Source organism: Neorhizobium sp. T25_13, from assembly GCF_002968675.1.
In the GTDB taxonomy this organism is placed as follows: Bacteria; Pseudomonadota; Alphaproteobacteria; order Rhizobiales; family Rhizobiaceae; genus Neorhizobium; species Neorhizobium tomejilense.
This window is the reverse complement of record NZ_PVBI01000015.1, coordinates 98401-119142: the sequence shown is the minus strand read 5'-3', so window position 1 is coordinate 119142 and position 20742 is coordinate 98401. Positions and strand designations below refer to the sequence as shown.

Genomic DNA, 20742 nt, shown 5'->3' with positions numbered 1-20742 from the left:
CGGCCTTCGGCTCTCATGGTCCGGACGGTACGGTCGAAACTCCGTCGTCGTTGGAGTTATCAGACGAGGTAGTGGATATGGGGTCGTGAATGGTGCGGCGAGGCTTCTACCCGTGCTTCGACGGAAAATACGTCTCTTAGCAGAGCTTCGGTCAGCACCTCTTCCGGCGCACCGCAGGCGACGATCCTGCCGTCCTGCAGGACGATCAGCTGATCGCAGAACATCGCTGCATGATTGAGATCGTGAAGTGCGATGATACTCGTCATCGGCAGGCCGGAAACCAGCCGCATCAGGCCGATCTGATGCTGAATGTCCAGATGGTTGGTCGGTTCGTCGAGGATGAGTTCCTTCGGCGATTGCGCCAGCGCCCTGGCGATATGGGTCCGCTGCTTTTCGCCGCCGGAAAGGGACTGCCAGCGGTCGTTGCGCTTGTGGGCCATGCCTGCACGCGCAAGAGCGGTCTCGACCGCTTCGTCGTCAGTGAGCGACCAGCCGGAAAATATCGACCGGTGTGGAAACCGTCCGAGCTTCACCACGTCGACGACCCTCAGATTGGCATTGGTCGTGGCGTGCTGTTCAACGAAGGCGACCCGCTTTGCGATCGAACGCCGCCCGATCGTCTTGAGATCCTTGCCTTCAAGCATGATGGAGCCCGAATGCGGCAGTTTCAGACCCGCGAGCAGACGCAGGAGTGACGTCTTGCCCGAACCGTTCGGTCCCAGAAGGCCGAGCGTCTTGCCCGGCTGTGCCGCGAATGAAACGCCGTCGAGCACGGTCTTCCTGCCAATTTTCCAGGTGAGGTTCTCGGTCTTGATGCTCATGACGCGCGTTGGAACCGGTAGAGGATGATCGAAAAGAACGGCACGCCGACCAGCGCGGTGACGACGCCGATCGGCAGGACCTGCTGCGGGATGAGGATACGTGACGCGATGTCCGCCACCACCATGAAAACGGCACCGATGACGGCGCAGGCCGGAAGCAATCGGACATGCAGTGGCCCGACGGCAAATCGCGCCACATGCGGTACGACGAGGCCGACGAAGCCGATCGAGCCGACCATGCTGACGATCGTCGCCGTCATCATCGCCGTCAGGGCGAACAGCACGATGCGTGCCCGCGCGACATTGACACCGAGCGATGCCGCCGCTTCGTCGCCGAAGGCGAAGGCATCGAGCACGCGGGCATAAAGCAGGCAGGCCACCAGCGCGATGCCGACGATGATCGAGACCAGCGTCAGTTCCGGCCAACGCACGCCGCCGAAACTGCCAAGCAACCAGAACATCACGTCGCGTGCCTGCTGGGCATTGCCCGACGTCGTGACGATGTAGGAGGTTGAGGCATTGAAGAGCTGCGAAGCGGCGACACCGGCAAGGATGGTGCGGTCCGCACCGCCGCGCGTGCCGTTGGATAGCAGCGCCACGAAGAAGAAGGCCGCGAAGGCGCCGGCAAAAGCCCCGGCCGACAATGAAACCGCGCCTGCGCCAACACCGAGGATGACGATCGCGACGGCGCCGGTGGACGCGCCGGCCGAAATGCCGAGAACGTAGGGCTCGGCCAGCGGGTTGCGCAGCAGCGACTGCATGATGGCTCCCGACAGGGCGAGGCCCGCACCGCAAAAGGCCGCGACCAGCGCCCGGCTGAGACGGTAGTCCCAGATGACCGTTTCATGGATACGGTTGAGCGCCACCGCCGTCCAGCCCAGCCGATTGGTAACCGCAGAAAAGGTCGTCGCGAGTGGGATCGGCAGATCGCCGATCCCGACGCTTATGCCGACGACGAGACCGATGGCTGCAAGCGAAGCCACCAGCACGGCTGCGAAGGCGAAAAGCTGCTGAAGGGAGCGGCGCTTTTCCGTCACTTCAAAAGACCGATGGCCTTCAACTGTTCGGCCACTTGTTCGGCGCCATAGATCGTCCGCACGGTCGGGTTCATGGCCTGACCGTCCATCACCACCATTGCCTTGTTCTTCACGGCGGTGATCTGGCTCACGGCCGGATCAGTGGTCAGGAACTTGATCTTTGCTTCCGGCTTGTCGAGTTCCCAGCGGTTACGATCTAAATTGGCGACGACGACCACGTCCGGATTGGCAGCGATAATGCTCTCCCAGCCGAGCGTCGGCCATTCGGCTTCGGCGGTAACGGCATTGCGGCCGCCCAGGACATCGGCGATGAAGCCGGACGCTGCGTTCTTGCCGCCGAGATAAGCATCAGCCGACGGGCTGGGGCTGGAGAACCAGAAGACGTAGGAGAGGCTTTTGCCATCCTTCGAAACGCTGGATCGGAGTTTGGCTTCGCGCGCCTTGAAGTCGGCGATCAACGCCTGGCCGCGATCGGCGACATCGAAGATCTGCGATAGTTCGTCGATTTCCTTGTAGAGCAGGTCCATGTTCCACAGCTGGGCGCGGCTGCCGTACTGGTCCTTGACCTCCTTGGTGCTGAGGCAGGTGCTGGGCGAGAGATAGGTCGGGACGCCGACCTTGTCGAAGTCCTCACGCTTGGCGACCTTGCTGCTCGGGCCGACCAGGCTTGGCAAAGCGGCGGCCACGAAATCCGGGTTCTCCGCCAGGATCGATTCGAAGGTCGGGAATTCGACGCTCAGAAGTTTGACCTTGGCATTGGCTTCGGCAAGCTGCGGCAAAACCTTGCTCGGCCAGAAGGCGGTGCCGGCCATCTTGTCCTGGAGGCCGAGCAGCAGCAGGATTTCCGCGCTGTTCTGGCCAAGCCCGATTGCCCGCTCGGGCGCCTTCTGGAAACTGACCTGCGCGCCGCAGTTTTCGATGGTCAGGGGGTATTTCGTCGATGCGAATGCCGAGGAAAGAGTGAAGCTGGATGCGGTCGCGATCAACAGCGCGGTCAAGGTGGATTTCAGCGTGAGCATGGCAGGTCCTGGTTCAAGTCTGCCATGGCGAATAACCGTTCCTGCTCGTTTTAACAAGACAAATCCAGTCACCTTTGATGTCGCAAGCTGACATCCTGCCAAAGGCGCATCGTCGCCTGCGTCGCAGACGTTGCGCTGAACTCGAACAAGTTCCGTTAGATCAGGTTGCGCCGTTTTGCCTTTATCAGGGCTGCAAGCTCGTCACCGCTGATGATCGGTTCGGGGATCTGGCCGCAATGAACGAAAAGTTCGATTGCCGGAAGCTCGCCGATATTCTTCCTGCAATAGGCCAAGGCCTTCTCCAGCGAGACGAAGGTCCGGCTGGGGACGTCTTCTGACCAGCAATGCACCGTGGCTGGCACGCGTGCATATCCCGGAATCCGGTCGGGCATTTTTCGGGTTTCCTCGCCGTATCGTTCTGATGCGAATTTTGGTCACAATTATCATATGATAAGAATGCGCGTGGGCTTAGCTGGTGGGGTGGTTACCGATCTGAAACCCGGAACGCGGCAATTTGAACGGCCTGCGCCTCATCTTCCCCGCGTCAGGGAGGAAGGCGCAGCGGGTGCTAGCGTCAGGTGCCGGCATAGATCCCATACAGCGCGACGAACGCGTAGAGGCAGAAAGCTGCGACCGCCACACCAGCGATAAACATGACCAAGCCGCGGCCGGCGATGCCTTTCCGCTTCTTTTGGGGTTCAGGATCCGCCGATGGCGACAATCCCGTCGGTGTTTCGCTCCTTGGCGTTTCGCTTGGCTTCATCGTCGATCACTTCGTCTGGTCGATGGCGTGCGGGGACGGCGGTGTTTGAGGACCCGTGGGCTCGCCGGGGGTCAGGAAAAAGAAATAGACTGCACCGATGACAAGTGCGGCCGCGAGAATGGCGGTGACAAATTTCATCATGTTGTTGCCGGCTTTTCTGGACGTGTCGTTCATGAAGGCTCCAACAGGCGGATCGGGGAATAGTTCCTCGCCCGATGCCGGGAGGTCATGATGGCGCTCCGGGAGCGGTCGATGACCCTGGATCAATCTGGTCTTCAGGCCGTTGCCGCGAGCAAGACGCTGGCGATGATCAAGGTAAGGCATGCCGGGTTGCATCGCCACCCGGCATGCCGGATCGTCACTTGACCGCCAGCGCCTCGTTGATCTTGCCGGCGTCAGCCTCGAGGTTCTTGTAGGTTTCCTCCAGGCTCAATTCGCCAACGATGAGCTGGCTCATGCGCTGGACGATCTGCTGGTAGATCGCCGTCCCGCCCTTCATGCGTTCGAAATCGCGCGCGGCCTGCGGAACGTTCTTCTTGTTGTCCAGAAACACCGCCATGGATGCCTTGGCGTCGTCGCTGGAGATCTTGTATTGCGGGTTCTTGATGTCCGCTCCCGTCAGGATGACATAGGTCTCGGCGATTTCGCGCTGCACTTTCTCGGAGCCGAGAAACTCGATGAACTGCGCCACCGCTTCGGGATGTTCGGTGCGCTTGAAGCCGACGATCGCGGTCGCACCCGGCATTGCATAGCAACCCGCATCGCCGCAGGGTGCGTTGATGGCCGTCCATTGGAAGGCGTTGCCGATCTTCTTCTGGAAGGGGTTCACCATCCAGTTGCCGGCGAGATAGGTGACGACATTGCCGTTGACGAACTCATCGCCCATGTTCTTGTATTGCGAGCCGCCGGCTGCCCCCCACATTTCCTTGGGAAAGCTGCCGTTCTGGGTCCAGGAATAGAGGTCGGCGATATATTTGCGGGCGCCAGCATCCGGGAAATTGAACTTGCCGTCCTTCACATAGACCGAACCGTAGGAATAGGCGCCGCCGGAAAAACGGTGGCCCGACCGGTCCATGGTGAAGGGGATCTGCGCGCCCGTCGCCTTTGCGACGCGGGCGGAAGCTTCGACGATCTCCTTGAGCGTGGCCTTGGGGCCGGGCAGTGGCTCGCCGGCCTGTTCGAACAAGGTCTTGTTGACGAACGGCAGGTTCAGCGTCTGGGACGCGACGTAGCCGTTGATCGACTTCGGGTCGTTGATGTTAGGCAGGCGGAGTTGGTTGAGGCTGTCCCCGTGAAGCTTGGCGAAGGCTTCCGGGTCCTTCATGTGGGAACGCATGTCGAGATAATAGGGCGCGAGCTGCCAATCGGTGATCTTGGCAAGATCCGGACCCTTGCCTGCCGCCAGCTGGACCGGCAGTTGCTTCACCACCGCATCATAGCCGGACGATACGAAATTGACCTTGACGTCGGGATGTGACGCCTCGAATTCCTTGCTCAAGGCGGCCATGCGCTCGACATAACCCTGGTCGTCGTCGGTGAACAGGAAAGTAATGGTCTTGGCGTCCGCCATGGCCGCGCCCGAAAGAGCGAAGGCCGAGAATACGAACGCACTTATCCCTGATAGAAGTCTCTGCATTTTTCATCCTCCCAATGAAAATATTTTCACAATTCGGAAGGTTTCCTTTCGGATTTTCCTTCGAATTTCTCCTTTTTGAAGCTTGACAATCCAAACGTCAAGCTGTCTTGTCGCGCTAAATTCGAAACTGCTCACAAAGCTGACCTTCGAGTTTCAATTTATGAAAAGATTTTCATGATCTGAGGGAGGCAGTCATGGAGCACTCACCTGCAGCCGCAGGCCGTTCCAACGGTGCCAGCTATCATGTCGCCCCGGGCGAAACCTTCACCGCGTGGGTGGTCTCGGATTTGCGCCAGACGTATTTCCCAGGTGAACCGGCCCCGGCGGAAGATCGCGTCAACTACCGCTTCATCAACGGCTTCGTGGATGTCGGCGACCTGCCTTGCCGGAAGGCCTTCCAGACGCAGATGATCGGACGGGAAATCCCTGCCGAGCACGACTGGAAGCCGGTCTCCCTGAACCTGCCGGGGCCGAACCGCCGCGTCGAGTTCACCGGCTTCTGGCACGTGCCCACCCATGTCGGCCGCTGGTTGCGCGGCAGTTTTCGCGCCGAGGCTGCCCGAGACGTCCCGATGCGGCTGAGAACCTGCGGCGGCGTGCGGATCTGGGTGAATGGCGAGGAACAGGTGCGGTTCGAGCCCTTCCGGCGCAATGTCGAGAGCGAAACGGGGATCGTCCTGGCGCTGAAGGCCGGCGACAATGACGTCCTTGTGCTGACCGAAGACCTGGCGGAGCGGGACACGATCTGGTTTTTCGAGCTGGAACTGGCCGATACCCAGCCGCTGGACATCGCCCTGCCGACCGCACTGGACCGGCAGGAGGTTCGGCGGCTCGAGCTCCTCGCGCGTGCCATCCGGCCCGCCGTCGACGTTTTCGTCGATCGCCCGCTGGAAATTCTCTTCGACACCCCGCCAGAGACCGATCTGCTCGTCGGCATCGAGGTCTACAGTCATGGTCATGACCGGGCCGTGCTGGCGAAGGCGGACCTGATGCTGGGTGCCGGCGAGACACGGCTTGTCGCTCCTGCAATCAAAGGCCTGCCGGACGGATATCACGGCATCAGGCTGAAGATCGGTTCCGGCGCCGCGGCCGTCGCCCGCCATATCGACGCCGCCTTCATGAGCGGCCTCCTCCTGCCGCAAGCCGCCGCCACCCTTGCCGAGCGCAAGCGTGAGGCGCTGATCTTCGGCGCCCGTTTCGGCGCCGAGCGGATCGGCCGCGTGCTTGCCATGGCTGCAACCGGCGAGATCGACCGCGAGGCGATGGACAGGATCATCGCCGCCACGCTCGAGATCATCGACCGGCGGGAGGATTGCTCGGATTTCGTGATGGTGCCGCTCCTCTGGCTCCTCGGCGAATATGAGCATGTCCTGGCACCGGAGACGGTGGAAAATATCCGCGCCTCCGTCGCCGGCTACCGCTACTGGGTGGACGAGCCCGGCAACGACGTCATGTGGTTCTGGAGCGAGAACCACGTCCTGTGCTTCCACACCAGCCAGTTGATCGCCGGTAGGTTGATGCGGGATACCGTGTTCTCCGCTTCCGGCAGGACGGGCCGCGAGCAAGCGCAGCTGGCGGAAGGCCGGCTTCGCCGCTGGTTCGACAGCGTCGAGGCGCATGGCCTCGCCGAATGGAATTCCGCAGCTTATTATCCGGTGGATTTCATCGGGCTGCTCGCCCTCGAACGCTGGGGCGGGGACGATATCGCCCCGCGTGCCCGCCATCAGCTGGATTTGATCTTCCGGATGATCGCGCTGCATACGCTGGCGGGTGTTCCCGCCGGCTCGCAGGGACGGGCCTACGACAAGGAGCTGCGGGCCGGGCCGCTCACGGAACTGGCGCCATTCGCCCGCGTAGCGTTCGGCAGCGGCTGGCTGAACGGCGGCGTCGCGTCCCTGCCGATGTTCTGCGCCGGCTCCTACGCGCCGCCAGCCGACCTGCCGGAGTTTGCCCAGTTGGCGCCCGGACGCTCGATAGAAGCACGTTACGCCCAGGGGCTCGAAAGCGGCAAGCTCGTGCTCTTCAAGACGGAAGCCTCGCAGCTCTCGACCGTGGTCGATCACAAGACCGGCCGGCGGGGCCACCAGCAGCACGTGCTCGATATTCGGCTTGCGGGCCACCCGATGGCGAGGCTCTGGGTCAACCATCCCGGCGAAGACGACCCCTGGGGTACACAACGCCCGTCCTATTGGGCCGGCAACGGCGTTCTGCCGCGCGTCATGCAATATCGCGACGTCGCCCTGCTGATTGCCGCCACCGAAGGCACGCGCCACGCCTGGACCCATGCCTATCTCGGTCGCGACGGCCTCGACGAGGTCGTCATGGACGGAAACTGGCTCCTGACCCGCTCGGTCCGGGGCTTTGCGGCACTCTACGCCACGAACGGACTTGAACTCGTGACCGACGGCGCGACCGCCGGACGCGAGGTGCGCTCCGAGGGTGCCCTCACAGGCTGGGCGGCTGTGGTGGGCGCGGGCGATGAAGCCGCTTTCCGTCGTTTCGCCGAACGTATCCGCGCCACCTCCATCTCGTTCGACACCGACAGCAAAATGCTGAGTCTTTCGCCGCCGGACCGCGAAACACTGGTGCTCTCTTATGCTGGCGAATTCACCGTCGGCGGAGAGCCGCGACCTTTCCTCCACGACCAGCCCGTGCCGATCCTGACCTATGACAGCACGACCGCCGGCGATGGCGCCCATCCATTCTATGCATAAAGGACATTCCGAACGATGGATTCGATGACCCTCAACAAACCGGTCCTGCAGGAGACGATCGATCAGGTCGCGGTTGCGTTCAGCCGCCTCAAAGGCATCAAGGAAGGCCTTGCCGGTGCCGATGCGGACGGCGGTATCCAGTTCGACGAATGGGACTGGGAAGTCGGCGTCGGCCTCTACGGCTTCCTGCGCCGCGCGCTTGCCGCCGGCGACCGCAAGGCCATCGACGATCTCGTCGCCTGGTACGGCCGGCAAATCGGCCGGGGCCTGCCGCCGCGGCAGATCAACAGCACGGCACCCATGCTGCCGCTCGCCATCCTTATCGAACATGTCGACCGGCCGGATTTCCGCGCGCTTGTGGAGGATTGGGCGGACTGGCTTGTCCACCGGCTTCCGAAGACCGAGGACGGCGGTTTTCAGCACGTCGTCAAGGAACGGCTGAACGACGGCGAGCTCTGGGACGATACGCTGTTCATGGCCGCACTGTTTCTGGCACGCGCGGGCGTCGCCTGCGGGCGTCGCGACTGGATCGACGAGGCCGTCTACCAGTTCATGGTGCATGCCCGCTATCTGTCCGATCCGGTCACCGGGCTCTGGTATCACGGCTGGACCTTCAACGGCCGGCACAATTTCGCCAAGGCCTTCTGGGCGCGCGGCAACGCCTGGATCACGGTCGCCATTCCCGAACTGTTCGAGCTCGTTCCCGATCTCGAGGAAAAGGACAAGCGTTTCCTGTCGAACGTGCTTGCAAGCCAGGTGCGCTCGCTGAAGCGACTGCAGCGCCCCGACGGCATGTTCCATACGCTGCTCGACGACCCGACATCTCCTCTTGAAACATCGGCGACGGCCGGGATCGCCTACGGCATCCTTCGCGGCATCGATGCGGGCATCCTCGATGCCTCCAACCGGGTGCATGCGGAGCTCGCGCTGGCGGCCGTGCTCTCACAGGTCGATGACGAGGGCGTCGTCCAGGGCGTTTCGGATGGCACGCCGATGGGGCACGATCTCGATTTCTATCGTCGGATCCCCAACCTGCCGACGCCTTACGGGCAGGCGCTGACGATGCTGCTGCTGACGGAAGTCCTGCTCGAGGGCGAGGAGGGCGCATGAACAGGTTCCCGTCCCTTCTCATCGAGCCCGTGCAGGAGGATGAGACGGCGCGCATTCAGGCGGCGATCGACCAGATGGCCGCGCGCGGCGGCGGCTGCGTCGAACTTGCCGAAGGCATCCACAATACGCGCGGCCTGCGGCTGCAATCCGGCGTCGAGCTTCATCTGGCCAGCGGCGCGATCCTGCGCCCGGCTGCCGACTACGGGGCTTACGTGCAGACATCGGTTGCGGTTGTCGCCGAGAAGTCGAACCGTGCCATGATCGTCGCAGCAGACGCGACGGACATAGCCTTGACCGGCCCGGGATGGATCGAGGCAGGCGGCGAACATTTCATCGCCGGCAATGACGAGGCGATGGGCACCTTTGTCCCGGCGGAATTCCGCCCGCGGGTGGTGGTCTTCGAATCCTGCCGCGGCGTGCGGATCGAGCAATTGGAAATTGTCGATTCGCCGATGTGGACGCTGCACCTGGTCAATTGCGACGACGTCTATGTCGGCGGTGTGAAGGTATCGAACAATCGGCGCATGCCGAATACCGACGGCCTCGTGCTCGACGCCTGCCGGCATGCGGTGGTGGAAGACTGCATCATATCGACGGCCGATGACGGCATCTGCCTGAAAACCAGCGCCGGGGCGGACGGCCAGGCGATCGGAGAATGCGAAAACGTGCTCGTGCGCCGCTGCCTGGTCGAAAGCAACAGCTGCGCGCTCAAGATCGGCACGGAATCCTATGGCGATTTCACCGATGTCGTCTTCGAGGACTGCCGCATCCACGATTCAAGCCGAGGACTGGGGCTGTTTTCGCGCGACGGCGGGCATATGACCAATATCCGCTTCTCCCGGATAGAGGTCGATTGCCACGAGACGCTCGATGGCTTCTGGGGATCGGGCGAAGCGCTGACGGTGACGGTGGTGGATCGCATCCCCACCCGCCGGGCCGGTGTCGTTCGAAACCTCGTCGTCGAGGACCTCCACGGCCAAATGGACGGAGCGATCGCGCTCGTTTCGACTTCCGCCGCAGGAATCGAGGGCGTCAGGCTTTCGCGGCTGCGACTGCGGCAGCGAAAAGGTCCGCTCGGCACCGGACTTCGCTATGATCTGAGGCCGACCAACGCGGATATCGCACCGAGTGCGGACGCTGCCGGCCGTGCGAATGCATGGACGAAGGGCGCGGACGGACGGGTAGTCGGCCTCGTCGACTACCCGGGCGGCATGCCGGCGCTTTTTACCGCCGGCATAGAGGAGATTACGATCGAGGAGACGCATTTCGAGAGGCCGCAACCGATACCGGAAGGCTGGAACGTCGAAAGCGTCATCCATAAAGTGACCGAACCTGACGGGAGCAGGGAATGGGAAATCTGAAACTTACGAATGTCACCAAGGCGTTCGGCGCGCTGACCGTTCTGCACGGCATCGACCTGACCATCGACAACGGCAAGTTCGTCGTTTTCGTCGGTCCGTCCGGCTGCGGCAAGTCGACCCTTCTGAGGATCATCGCGGGGCTGGAGGACATCAGCGCCGGCGGCATCGAGATCGGCGGGCGCGATGTCGTCCAGCTTTCGCCGGCGGAACGGAAGATTGCCATGGTCTTCCAGTCCTATGCGCTCTATCCCCATATGAGCGTGCGCAAGAACCTCGCCTTCGGGCTCGAGAACCTGAAGTTCAAGCGCAGCGAAATCGAGACCCGGATCGGGGAGGCGGCCCGCATGCTGGCGATCGAGCCCTATCTGGATCGCAAGCCACGGCAGCTTTCCGGCGGCCAGCGCCAGCGTGTCGCGATCGGACGCGCCATCGTGCGCAACCCCGATATCTTCCTCTTCGACGAGCCGCTCTCGAACCTCGACGCGGCGCTGCGCGTGCAGACAAGGGCGGAAATCACCCGGCTGCATCGGCAGCTGAGAACGACGATGATCTACGTCACCCACGACCAGGTGGAGGCGATGACCATGGCCGACGAGATCGTCGTGCTCAATGCCGGCCGGATCGAACAGGTCGGAACGCCGCTCGAACTCTTCGACAACCCGAGGAACCTCTTCGTGGCGGGGTTCCTGGGCTCGCCGCGGATGAACATGCTGAAGGGCAAGGTGACTGCGGTCGGCGAGGCGGGGGTGACGGTCGATGTCGGCTACGGCGCGCCGCTCACTGCGTCGATCGATCCCACTGCGGCGAAAGTAGGCCAGGTTGTGCTCGTCGGCATACGGCCTGCGCATTTTGCGGTCGGCGATGAAGGACTGCCGTTCGTCGTCCAGTATCACGAGAGCCTTGGGACCGAGACCTATGTCTACGGGACGCTCGAGGGGCGGGACGAACAGATCATCGTCCACCAGACCGGCCATTTCGCGCCGCGGCCCGGCGACCTTCTGCGGATCATGCCGCTATCCGGCCGGGTGCACGTCTTCGATCCCGATAGCGGCTTGGCTCTGCCGCAATCCGTTAGCCAACGGAGTGATGTCCATGAGCACGCCTAAGGCGACAGATCTCGGCGGCCGTGCCCTCGACTTCGTCATGGGCGTCGTCGAGGCGCCCATCAACGGGTTCGAGCGGCTGATGGGCAGGAAGCGGATGCCCTATCTGTTCCTCGCGCCGAACCTCATCCTTTTCGGCATCTTCACCTTCCTGCCGATCGCGATTGCGGTTGGTTACGCCTTTACCGGCGGCACCGGCCTTTTCGTGTCGGAGCGGCCTTTCGTCGGCTTCGACAATTTCCGTCAGCTCCTGCAGTGCGAGGACTATCTTCGTCCGGGGAGCTGCCGCGAATCCCTGTTCTGGACGGCGGTCTGGAATACACTGTGGTTCGTCGGCTTCAATGTCGCCGCGACCCTGCTCGTGGCGTTGGTGACGGCTCTCATCCTCAACCGGGCGATGGCCGCGCGCGGTTTCTTCCGGGCCATGTTCTTTTATCCCGTCCTGCTGTCGCCGGTCGTCATCGGCCTGATCTGGAAGTGGTTCCTGGACCGCAACGGCCTGCTCAACGCCTTCCTGCAGATGCTCGGCGTACCGCCGGAAATCTTCCTGCTGGACGTCGGCTGGTCGCGTTTCTTCGTGGTGGTGGTTTCGGTCTGGTTCCACATGGGTTTTTATACGCTGATCCTTCTGGCCGGCCTGCAGGCCATTCCGAAGGATCTCTACGAGGCTGCCGCGATCGACGCGGCCTCGCCCCGGCGCACGCTTTTGCGGATCACGCTTCCGCTTCTCGGGCCGAACCTGCTCGTCGTGCTGATCCTCCTGATGATCCGCTCGGTCCAGATCTTCGACGAAGCCTGGGTGCTGACCAATGGCGGCGGGCCCGGCACCGCAAACAGCTTTATCGTGCAGTACATCTACCAGATGGCTTTCGGCAGCGACCTGCGCCTCTTCGGCCTCGCCTCGGCGGCCTCGGTGCTGATGGGTCTCGTGCTGCTGGCCCTGACGCTCATACAGCTGCGGCTTGGCCGCAAGATGGAGTCCTGACCATGTCGCAAGGCCTCTCACCCATCGCCTTCCTGACCCGCACCCGCCGACCGGGGCGGATTGGCGTCACCGATATTCTCTCCTGGGCCTGGCTGATCTTGGGCACGCTTGCCGTGCTCATTCCGGTAGTCTGGGCGGGGCTTTCCTCGTTCAAGCCTGCCGCGGAGATCACCCGCTTTCCGCCGACGCTGCTGCCGCGTGCGGCGGTCCAGCAGACCGTACCGGGCTTCGACGCCCCGCTCAGCCTCTGGACCGTCGACGTCGACGGCCAACGGCGCGAGATGGCGATGGTCCGGCGCATCGGGCTGAAGGCCCAGATGGTCGATCCGAGCAATCCCGGACCGCCGGTCAGCGTCGACGTCAAGACCATGTCGCCGGTCCAGCGCCTCACCATCGCCACCGAGAACTATACCGATCCGCTCACCAGGTTCGACTTCCTCACCTTTTTGAAGAATTCGGTCTTCGTCACCTTCGTCGCGACGCTGCTGACACTCGTCGTCAACGCGCTTGCGGCTTTCGCGCTGTCGAAATACCGGTTCCGCGGCGAGAAGGCGATCTTCGTGCTGATCATCTCGACGCTGATGATTCCCCTGACGGTGGTCATGGTCCCAGCCTATCTCGTCGTCGTCGGTGTCGGCCTGGTGGACAGTCTCTGGGGCATCATCATCCCGACGATCGCCTCGCCGACCGGCGTCTTCCTGCTGCGCCAATACATACTCACCATTCCCGACGAACTCATCGAGGCGGCCCGTGTCGACGCGGCAAGCGAGTTCCGGATCTTCTGGCGCATCGTGCTGCCGCTGACGGCGCCGGCGCTCGCGGTGCTGGCGATCTTTTCCGTCCTTTGGCGGTGGAACGACTTCCTCTGGCCACTGATTGTCTTGAGCAGCCGCGAAAATTTCACCCTGCAGGTCGGGCTCAACGCCTTCCAGGGGGAGTTCTCCGTGCAGTGGAATTACATCCTCGCCATGACCTTCCTGAGCCTGGCGCCGGTGACGGTCGTCTTCCTGTTCCTGCAGAAATACATCACCACCGGCATCGCCGGCACCGGAATGAAGTGAGGTTCACCTGCGGGGCGGCGCGACGCTGCCCCGCAGCACCAGCTTGCAGCCGAGCTCCAGCCGGTAGGCCGGCCGCAGCGGATCGTTGGCGACGAGCCGCTGTTCCAGAAGGCTGATTGCGGCCGCCCCCAGCCGGTCGGTCGGCAACTGGACGGTCGAGAGCGGCGGCGTGCTGAATTCCCCGGGCACGATATCGTCGAAGCCGAGCACGGACATTTCCTCCGGCACGCGCATGCCGAATGCCGCAAGCGCCCTCAGGCAGCCGAGCGCCAGATTGTCGGCGGCGCAGAAGATCGCCGTCGCGCCGCGCAGGCTGCCATTTTCGGAAAGCAGCTGGCGGATCGCCTGCTCGCCCTGGTGGGGCTCGTATCCCTCCGCCTCGACGATCATCTCCGGCGATACGGCAAGGCCGGCCGCGAGATGCGCATCGGCATAGCCGTCATACCGGCGGCGGATGGTGGTCCTGCCTTTCCAGGTCAGATGCAGGATGCGGCGATGGCCGAGCGACAGCAGGTGTTCGGTTCCCTGCCTGGCGCCGAAGCGGTTTTCACCGGTGACCGTATCGACGAGCATCGAAGGGTCCTCGCCGTTCAGGATGACGAGCGGCGCACGTCCCGCGGCAAGGGCGCGGATCAGTTCCGGCCGGTCGTCGTTGAGGATGACGATGCCGTCGACGTTTTCGGCCTGCGCCATGCGGCGCACCTCGTTCGCGTCGATCCGGCTGCCGGCGCTGACGAAAGGCACGATCCGGATGCTGAGGCGTTCGCATTCCTGGCGCAGGCTGTTGAGCATCGTCCAGCTGACGAGATTGACGTCGCTGTGAGGCGCCGCATCGCTGGTGATCGCCAGGAGGATGGTGCGAAGCGTGGCGATCGTCGCCCGGCTCCTGCGCTTTTCCAGATATCCCAGCCTTTGTGCGGAATTGAGCACCCGCTCGCGAACCTCTATGGATATCGGCGCGGTTCCGTTGAGAACATGGGACGCGGTACTGAGCGAAACACCGGCATCCAGAGCCACATCTTTCAAGCCTAGCTTGGCTTTCAACGGAATTTCTTTCGATTTAAGCTGGGTTTTTGAAGCGCCGATGCGAGCAAACAATGTCTCGCATTGTTCGTGCAGGCCATTTGGATATCTCCGCGCACGACCCGTTGCCGGAGCGATGCTTCATCCCCCTGATGCGATGAACTCCGTCCATCATGCATGTTCACGGGGCTTCAACGCAAGACAATCTTGACGCGGCCTTTCGTCGAAAGCCGCGCCGTGTTGTTCAGATGCCCCGGACTTTATTCGTCGATGACGATCGACTTGCCTTCCTTGACGGCCCGCACGGCTGCGTCGGCCAGCATCAGCGCGATCACACCGTCTTCGGCGGAAGGCGAGGGGGCCGAGCCGCTTTCGAGGCTGTCGATGAAGGCGGAAATTTCCGCCGCGTAAGCCTCGGTATAACGGGTCATGAAGAAGTCGTGCAGCGGCGGGCGGGTATAGCCGTCCTTGTTGGCGATCTCGATCGAGACCGGCCGCTGGTTTTCGGCGGCGACGGAGCCGAGCGATCCGTGCACCTCGATGCGCTGGTCGTAACCGTAGCTCGCCCGGCGGGAGTTGGAGATGATGGCCTGCCTGCCGCTTTTCGTCGTCAGGATGAGGCTTGCGCTGTCATAGTCGCCAAGCTCGCCGATTTTCGGATCGACCAGCACCGCGCCGGACGCCATGACGCTGTGGATTTCCTCGCCGAGCAGGAAACGCGCCATGTCGAAGTCGTGGATCGTCATGTCGCGGAAAATGCCGCCGGACACCTTGATGTATTCCGCCGGCGGCGGGCCGGGATCGCGGCTGGTGATTGTCACCATTTCCACCTTACCGATCCTGCCGTCGTCGATCGCCTGTCGCACGGCCCGGAAATGCGGATCGAAGCGGCGGTTGAAACCGAGCATCACCTTGGCGCCGGTCCTGCGAACCGTCTCGACGCAGGCTTTGGCGCGGTCCACGTCGAGGTCGATCGGCTTTTCACAGAAGATCGCCTTGCCGGCCTTGGCGAAGCGTTCGATCAGGTCCGCATGGGTGTTGGTCGGCGTGCAGATGATGACGGCATCGATATCGCCATCAGCCTCGACCGCGTCGATCGTGCTGACCTTGCAGCCGGTGCTGTCGGCAATTGCCTGCGCCGCGTCGGTCATGGCATCCACCACCGCGACGAGCTTCGCTCGCTTGTCCTCCGCGATGGCGCGCGCATGGACCTTGCCGATGCGGCCTGCGCCGAGAAGCGCCAGTTTCGTGACCATGATGTCCTCCCGTGACATTGTCCGCTGTTTCAGCCAGACCCGCCTGCGCGGGCGTCGCAGCCGTTTTTCCTGCTGCGTTTCAGACTGTCCAAATCGAAATTTGGAATATATGTTCTATTTTGCTAGTTTGTGATTTCATCCATGTCAAGGAAAACGGAAGGACCGAATGGAGGACAGGGCGCCCGCCAGCATCAAGCAATTCGAAGAACGGCTGATCGACGTTTCGGAGAGCCTGCCGAAACGGCTGCGGCAATGCGCCGAGTATGTCGCGGCCAACAAGGACCGGATCGCGGTGTCCACGGTGGCCGAGATGGCGGAAGGGGCCGGCGTGCAGCCTTCGGCCTTCATGCGTTTCTGCCGGATCCTCGGCTTTTCCGGATTCTCCGAAATGCAGCGGCTGTTTCGCGAGTCCTACGCCGGCGGCTGGCCGGACTATTCGACACGGCTGAAAAATCTGCGGGAAAAGGCCGAGGGCAGCGCTTCCGCCCTGCTGGGCGAGTTCGTCGATGCCGGCCGCGCCTCGCTCGAAAACCTCCTGAAGACGATCGACGCGAAGACCCTGGACGACGCCGTCGAGGCGCTGGCGAAGGCCCAGATGATCCACATCATCGGCCTCAGGCGCTCGTTTCCGGTCGCAAGCTACATCTCCTATGCATTCGAGAAGATGAACGTTCCGGCCATGCTGCATTCCGGCGTCGGCGGGCTCGACAATCACAATGCCATCCGCACCGGCGACGTGCTGCTGGCAGTCACCTTTTCCCCCTATTCGGCAGAGACGGTCGATTTGGTCGAGGCAGTGAGCGCGCGGGGCATCCCGGTCGTGGCTCTGACCGATACGATCGTCAGCCCCTTGCGGAAGTTCGAAGCGATCACACTTTCCATCTCGGAGGTTGATTTCGGCGCTTTCCGCTCGCTGTCGGCGACGCTCTGTTTGGCCATCGTGCTGTCGGTGGCTGTGGGCACGAAACGATCCGAGTGAATGTTTATGTTGAAAAATAGAAAAATGGAATTTATAGTCCATTTCTGATTGGAGGCGGCCGGGGAGGATCGGCCGGTTCCGGGCGGTATCGACGGGCATAAAGCCCAGCCGCGAGGGAGGAAATCTTGGCGTCACTGGATCTCATCACGATCGGCCGTTCGTCCGTTGATCTTTACGGCGTGCAGGTCGGCGGGCGTCTGGAGGATATGGCCTCCTTCAACAAATATATCGGCGGCTCGCCGACGAACATCGCCGCGGGTGCGGCAAGGCTCGGGCTGAAATCGGCGCTGATCACCCGCGTCGGTGCCGAGCATATGGGCCGGTTCATTCGCGAGCAGCTGATTCGCGAGAAAGTCGACGTGCGCGGCGTCAAGACCGATCCGGAGCGCCTGACGGCGCTCGTTTTGCTCGGCATCCGCGACCAGCACCAGTTTCCGCTGATTTTCTATCGCGAGAACTGCGCCGACATGGCGCTTTGCGAAGACGATATCGATTCGGGCTTTATTGCAGAGGCGGGCTGCGTCTGCGCCACGGGTACCCATCTTTCCCACCCGAACACCGAGGCTGCCGTCTTGAAGGCGCTGCGGCTCGCCCGCGAGAATGGCGCCCGCACGGCCCTCGACATCGACTATCGCCCGAACCTGTGGGGCCTTGCGGGCCATGAGGCCGGCGAAAGCCGCTTCATCGAGTCCGGCAAGGTGACCGCCAAGCTGCAATCGAGCCTGCATCTGTTCGACCTGCTGGTCGGGACGGAAGAGGAATTTCATATCGCCGGCGGTTCGACCGATACGCTTGGGGCGCTGCGAGCGGTTCGCACCGTTTCCAACGCGACGCTGGTCTGCAAGCGCGGCCCGATGGGCGCCGTCGTCTTCGAAGGCGATATTCCCGACAGCCTCGACAAAGGCCAGACGGGGCAGGGTTTTCCGATCGAGGTCTTCAACGTGCTCGGCGCCGGCGACGGCTTCATGGCAGGCCTGCTGAAGGGCTGGCTCACCGGTGAGGACTGGCCGACGGCGCTGAAATACGCCAATGCCTGCGGCGCCTTCGCCGTCTCGCGTCACGGCTGCACGCCGGCCTATCCGAGCTGGGAAGAGCTGCAGTATTTCTTCCGCACCGGCATCCGGGACAGGGCGCTGCGCAAGGACGGCGCGCTGGAGCAGGTGCACTGGTCGACCAACCGGACGGGCGAGTGGCCGCAATTGCGGGTCTTCGCCTTCGATCACCGCATGCAGCTCGAAACCATTGCCGATGAGGCGGGCCAGAGTTCGGAGCGGATCGACGATTTCAAGGCGCTTTGCCTGAAGGCCGCGCTCGACGTCTCGGATGGCAGGCAGGGCTACGGCATTCTCTGCGACGGGCGGCTCGGCCGCGAGACGCTTTACAAGGCAACCGGCACGGGGTTGTGGATCGGCCGGCCGGTGGAATGGCCGGGCTCTCGCCCGCTGACCCTGGAGCCCGAGCTTGGTCCCGATTTCGGTGGCATCACCGAATGGCCGGTCGAAAATGTCGCCAAGGTTCTGTGCTTCTACCATCCCGATGATCCGGTCGAGATGCGGGAAAAACAGGAAGAGGTGATCCAGCGCCTGTTTGCCGCCACCCGCCGCAACCGGCTGGAAATGTTGCTGGAGGTGATCCCCTCCAAGGTCGGACCGGTCAGCGATCGGACCGTTGCCGATATCATCGGGCGTTTCTACGAGATCGGCGTTTATCCCGATTGGTGGAAGCTCGAACCGATGAAGAGCGAGGCCGCCTGGGCGAATGCCTGCGCCGCGATCGAGAAGCATGATCCCTATGTGCGCGGTATCGTCGTGCTCGGGCTCGATGCGCCGATGGCGGAGCTGGAGGAAAGCTTTGCCACGGCGGCACGCTTTGATCTTGTGAAGGGATTTGCCGTCGGTCGGACGATTTTTGGAGATGCGGCGCGGCGTTGGTTTGCCGGCGCGATCGGCGACGACGAGGCAGTGGCCGACATGGTGCGAAAATACCGCGAACTCTGCACGGCCTGGGACACGGCGCGCGCAAGAGCCGGCAGCGGAGGAGGAAGCGGCCGATGACAACAGTGAGACTGACCGCCGCGCAGGCGATGGTACGCTATCTCTCAAACCAGATGACGGAGGAGGGCGTGCCCTTCATCGCTGGCGTCTGGGCGATCTTCGGACACGGCAACGTCGCCGGCATGGGCGAGGCGCTGGCTGGTATCCGGTCGGACCTGCCGACCTATCGCGGCCAGAACGAGCAGTCGATGGCCCATGCGGCGATCGCCTATTCCAAACAGCTGCGCCGCAGCCGAGCGATGGCGGTGACCTCGTCGATCGGACCGGGTGCGCTCAACATGGTGACGGCGGCGGCACTGGCACATGTGAACCGCCTGCCGGTGCTTTTCATTCCGGGCGACGTCTTTGCCAATCGCGGCCCGGATCCTGTCCTGCAGCAGATCGAGGATTTCGGCGACGGTCTTGCCAGCGTCAACGACTGCTTCCGGCCGGTCAGCCGTTATTTCGACCGCATCAGCCGGCCGGAACACCTTCTGACCGCGCTGCCGCGTGCCATGCGGACCCTGACCGATCCGGCCGATTGCGGACCGGTGACATTGGCCTTCTGCCAGGACACACAGGCCGAGGCCTATGATTATCCGGAAAGCTTCTTCGAGCCGAAGACCTGGCATTGGCGCCGGCCGCGGCCGGATGAGAACGAGCTTGGGCGTGCGGTCGAGGCGATCAGGGCCGCAAAGAACCCGGTCATCGTTGCCGGCGGCGGCGTGCATTTTTCCGGCGCGACCGGGACGCTCGCGGCGTTTGCGAGCCGGCACAATATCCCGGTCGTCGAGACGCAGGCCGGCAAGTCGGCGCTGCCCTGGGACCATGCATCCAATTTCGGCCCAGTCGGCGTGACCGGCGCTTCGAGCGCCAATGCCGTTTGCGAAAGTGCCGATCTGGTGATTGGCGTCGGCACCCGGTTCCAGGATTTCACCACCGGCTCCTGGGCGCTCTTCAAGAATCCCACGCGCCGTATCCTGTCGCTCAATGTCCAGCCCTATGACAGCGCCAAGCACGAAGCGATCCCGCTCGTCTCGGACGCGAAGGTCGGGCTGGAGCTGATGAGTGCGGCGCTCGGCGATCACCGTTTCCGGGGAGTGGGTGCCGGCCTCAAGGAGGACTGGTTCGCCAAGGCGGATGCGGTCACCGCTGCCCCCAAGGACGGCAATCTTCTGCCGACCGACATGCAGGTGATCGGCGCGGTGCAACGCGCCTCGCGCGACAATACGGTCGTCATGTGCGCCGCCGGCACCATGCCGGGCGAGCTGCACCAGCTCTGGAAGGCAGGCAGGCCGCTCTCCTATCACATGGAATATGGCTTCTCCTGCATGGGCTACGAGATCGCCGGCGGGCTCGGCATCAAGATGGCGGAGCCGGATCGCGACGTGATCGTCATGGTCGGCGACGGCTCCTACATGATGATGAACTCGGAGCTCGCGACGGCCGTCGCCATGGGCGTCAAGATCACCGTCGTGATCACCGACAACCGCGGCTACGGCTGCATCAACCGGCTGCAGATGGCGACCGGCGGCGAGCAGTTCAACAATCTCTATGCGCACACCAACCAGGCAAACCCGATGCAGATCGATTTTGCCGCCCATGCCGCCGCCATGGGCGCCGATGCCCGCAAGGTCTCCTCGATCGCCGATCTGGAAGCGGCATTGAACGGCGCGCGGGAAGCCAAGGTCGCAACCGTTGTTGTCATCGACACCGATCCTTATCCGACGCCCGAAGGCGGGGGGTACTGGTGGGACGTCGCTGTGCCGGAGGTTTCGGACCGCGCTGAAGTCACGCAAGCTCGCGCCGCCTACGAGGCGGCACTCAAGGAAAGACGCTGA

The 20742-nt window shown here is 63.0% G+C and carries 18 protein-coding genes; 9 read left to right on the top strand and 9 right to left on the bottom strand.

Annotated features, from left to right (window positions below; all coding sequences use genetic code 11):
• Positions 1-59: 59 nt before the first annotated feature.
• From C5J22_RS26525 to C5J22_RS26505, 7 genes are all read right to left on the bottom strand, one after another.
• Positions 60-821: an ABC transporter ATP-binding protein gene (locus C5J22_RS26525; protein ID WP_105440676.1), complete on the bottom strand. Its 762-nt coding sequence runs from the start codon at positions 819-821 to the stop codon at positions 60-62.
• A complete protein-coding gene (locus C5J22_RS26520) occupies positions 818-1858 on the bottom strand; it encodes an iron ABC transporter permease (protein ID WP_105440675.1) in 1041 nt (346 codons plus the stop codon). The genes C5J22_RS26525 and C5J22_RS26520 overlap by 4 nt, the downstream gene beginning before the upstream one ends.
• On the bottom strand, positions 1855-2877 hold the full coding sequence (locus tag C5J22_RS26515; protein WP_105440674.1) for an ABC transporter substrate-binding protein: 1023 nt from the start codon (positions 2875-2877) through the stop codon (positions 1855-1857). Before C5J22_RS26515 ends, C5J22_RS26520 begins: the two co-directional genes overlap by 4 nt.
• A 155-nt stretch (positions 2878-3032) precedes the next feature.
• Positions 3033-3269, bottom strand: a complete 237-nt coding sequence (locus tag C5J22_RS26510; protein ID WP_105440673.1) for a hypothetical protein — start codon at positions 3267-3269, stop codon at positions 3033-3035.
• Between the two features lie 182 nt (positions 3270-3451).
• Positions 3452-3640: a hypothetical protein gene (locus C5J22_RS31370; protein WP_172746785.1), complete on the bottom strand. Its 189-nt coding sequence runs from the start codon at positions 3638-3640 to the stop codon at positions 3452-3454.
• A gap of 6 nt (positions 3641-3646) precedes the next feature.
• Complete coding sequence (locus C5J22_RS31365; protein WP_172717081.1) at positions 3647-3814, bottom strand: hypothetical protein; 168 nt, start codon at positions 3812-3814, stop codon at positions 3647-3649.
• Positions 3815-3998: 184 nt separating this feature from the next.
• Positions 3999-5276 (bottom strand): ABC transporter substrate-binding protein, encoded by a 1278-nt coding sequence (locus tag C5J22_RS26505; protein WP_105440672.1) that lies wholly within the window; start codon positions 5274-5276, stop codon positions 3999-4001.
• 194 nt (positions 5277-5470) lie between these two features.
• Here C5J22_RS26505 and C5J22_RS26500 point away from each other — a divergent pair, with 194 nt between their 5' ends.
• The 6 genes from C5J22_RS26500 to C5J22_RS26475 are packed head-to-tail and all read left to right on the top strand — an operon-like array spanning position 5471 to position 13610.
• Positions 5471-7990, top strand: a complete 2520-nt coding sequence (locus C5J22_RS26500) for a hypothetical protein (protein ID WP_105440671.1) — start codon at positions 5471-5473, stop codon at positions 7988-7990.
• 15 nt (positions 7991-8005) lie between these two features.
• A complete protein-coding gene (locus tag C5J22_RS26495) occupies positions 8006-9100 on the top strand; it encodes a glycoside hydrolase family 105 protein (protein ID WP_105440670.1) in 1095 nt (364 codons plus the stop codon).
• Entirely contained in the window at positions 9097-10461 is a 1365-nt protein-coding gene (locus C5J22_RS26490) for a glycoside hydrolase family 28 protein (protein ID WP_105440669.1), read from the top strand. The genes C5J22_RS26495 and C5J22_RS26490 overlap by 4 nt, the downstream gene beginning before the upstream one ends.
• Complete coding sequence (locus C5J22_RS26485) at positions 10449-11567, top strand: ABC transporter ATP-binding protein (protein WP_105440668.1); 1119 nt, start codon at positions 10449-10451, stop codon at positions 11565-11567. Before C5J22_RS26490 ends, C5J22_RS26485 begins: the two co-directional genes overlap by 13 nt.
• Positions 11554-12549 (top strand): carbohydrate ABC transporter permease, encoded by a 996-nt coding sequence (locus tag C5J22_RS26480; protein WP_105440667.1) that lies wholly within the window; start codon positions 11554-11556, stop codon positions 12547-12549. The genes C5J22_RS26485 and C5J22_RS26480 overlap by 14 nt, the downstream gene beginning before the upstream one ends.
• A gap of 2 nt (positions 12550-12551) precedes the next feature.
• A complete protein-coding gene (locus C5J22_RS26475) occupies positions 12552-13610 on the top strand; it encodes a carbohydrate ABC transporter permease (protein WP_105440666.1) in 1059 nt (352 codons plus the stop codon).
• A gap of 3 nt (positions 13611-13613) precedes the next feature.
• Here C5J22_RS26475 and C5J22_RS26470 read toward each other — a convergent pair whose 3' ends face one another.
• Both C5J22_RS26470 and iolG read right to left on the bottom strand, forming a co-directional pair.
• Entirely contained in the window at positions 13614-14654 is a 1041-nt protein-coding gene (locus C5J22_RS26470; protein WP_105440699.1) for a LacI family DNA-binding transcriptional regulator, read from the bottom strand.
• Between the two features lie 239 nt (positions 14655-14893).
• The gene (gene iolG / locus C5J22_RS26465) at positions 14894-15889 is read right to left on the bottom strand and encodes an inositol 2-dehydrogenase (RefSeq protein ID WP_105425329.1); all 996 of its coding nucleotides are present in this window, start codon (positions 15887-15889) and stop codon (positions 14894-14896) included.
• 166 nt (positions 15890-16055) lie between these two features.
• On the opposite strand from iolG, the gene C5J22_RS26460 reads away from it, so the two are divergent.
• From C5J22_RS26460 to iolD, 3 genes are all read left to right on the top strand, one after another.
• Entirely contained in the window at positions 16056-16868 is an 813-nt protein-coding gene (locus C5J22_RS26460; RefSeq protein ID WP_105440665.1) for a MurR/RpiR family transcriptional regulator, read from the top strand.
• Between the two features lie 125 nt (positions 16869-16993).
• Entirely contained in the window at positions 16994-18922 is a 1929-nt protein-coding gene (iolC, locus tag C5J22_RS26455) for a 5-dehydro-2-deoxygluconokinase (protein ID WP_105440664.1), read from the top strand.
• Positions 18919-20742, top strand: a complete 1824-nt coding sequence (gene iolD / locus C5J22_RS26450; RefSeq protein WP_105440663.1) for a 3D-(3,5/4)-trihydroxycyclohexane-1,2-dione acylhydrolase (decyclizing) — start codon at positions 18919-18921, stop codon at positions 20740-20742. Before iolC ends, iolD begins: the two co-directional genes overlap by 4 nt.

Bases quoted from the DNA above. Each gene is read 5' to 3' on its own strand.
- C5J22_RS26525 (WP_105440676.1), bottom strand. From the start codon at position 821: ATGAGCATCAAGACCGAGAACCTCACCTGGAAAATTGGCAGGAAGACC.
- C5J22_RS26515 (WP_105440674.1), bottom strand. From the start codon at position 2,877: ATGCTCACGCTGAAATCCACCTTGACCGCGCTGTTGATCGCGACCGCA.
- C5J22_RS26510 (WP_105440673.1), bottom strand. From the start codon at position 3,269: ATGCCCGACCGGATTCCGGGATATGCACGCGTGCCAGCCACGGTGCAT.
- C5J22_RS31370 (WP_172746785.1), bottom strand. From the start codon at position 3,640: ATGAAGCCAAGCGAAACGCCAAGGAGCGAAACACCGACGGGATTGTCG.
- C5J22_RS31365 (WP_172717081.1), bottom strand. From the start codon at position 3,814: ATGAACGACACGTCCAGAAAAGCCGGCAACAACATGATGAAATTTGTC.
- C5J22_RS26505 (WP_105440672.1), bottom strand. From the start codon at position 5,276: ATGCAGAGACTTCTATCAGGGATAAGTGCGTTCGTATTCTCGGCCTTC.
- C5J22_RS26500 (WP_105440671.1), top strand. From the start codon at position 5,471: ATGGAGCACTCACCTGCAGCCGCAGGCCGTTCCAACGGTGCCAGCTAT.
- C5J22_RS26495 (WP_105440670.1), top strand. From the start codon at position 8,006: ATGGATTCGATGACCCTCAACAAACCGGTCCTGCAGGAGACGATCGAT.
- C5J22_RS26490 (WP_105440669.1), top strand. From the start codon at position 9,097: ATGAACAGGTTCCCGTCCCTTCTCATCGAGCCCGTGCAGGAGGATGAG.
- C5J22_RS26485 (WP_105440668.1), top strand. From the start codon at position 10,449: ATGGGAAATCTGAAACTTACGAATGTCACCAAGGCGTTCGGCGCGCTG.
- C5J22_RS26480 (WP_105440667.1), top strand. From the start codon at position 11,554: ATGAGCACGCCTAAGGCGACAGATCTCGGCGGCCGTGCCCTCGACTTC.
- C5J22_RS26475 (WP_105440666.1), top strand. From the start codon at position 12,552: ATGTCGCAAGGCCTCTCACCCATCGCCTTCCTGACCCGCACCCGCCGA.
- iolG (WP_105425329.1), bottom strand. From the start codon at position 15,889: ATGGTCACGAAACTGGCGCTTCTCGGCGCAGGCCGCATCGGCAAGGTC.
- C5J22_RS26460 (WP_105440665.1), top strand. From the start codon at position 16,056: ATGGAGGACAGGGCGCCCGCCAGCATCAAGCAATTCGAAGAACGGCTG.
- iolD (WP_105440663.1), top strand. From the start codon at position 18,919: ATGACAACAGTGAGACTGACCGCCGCGCAGGCGATGGTACGCTATCTC.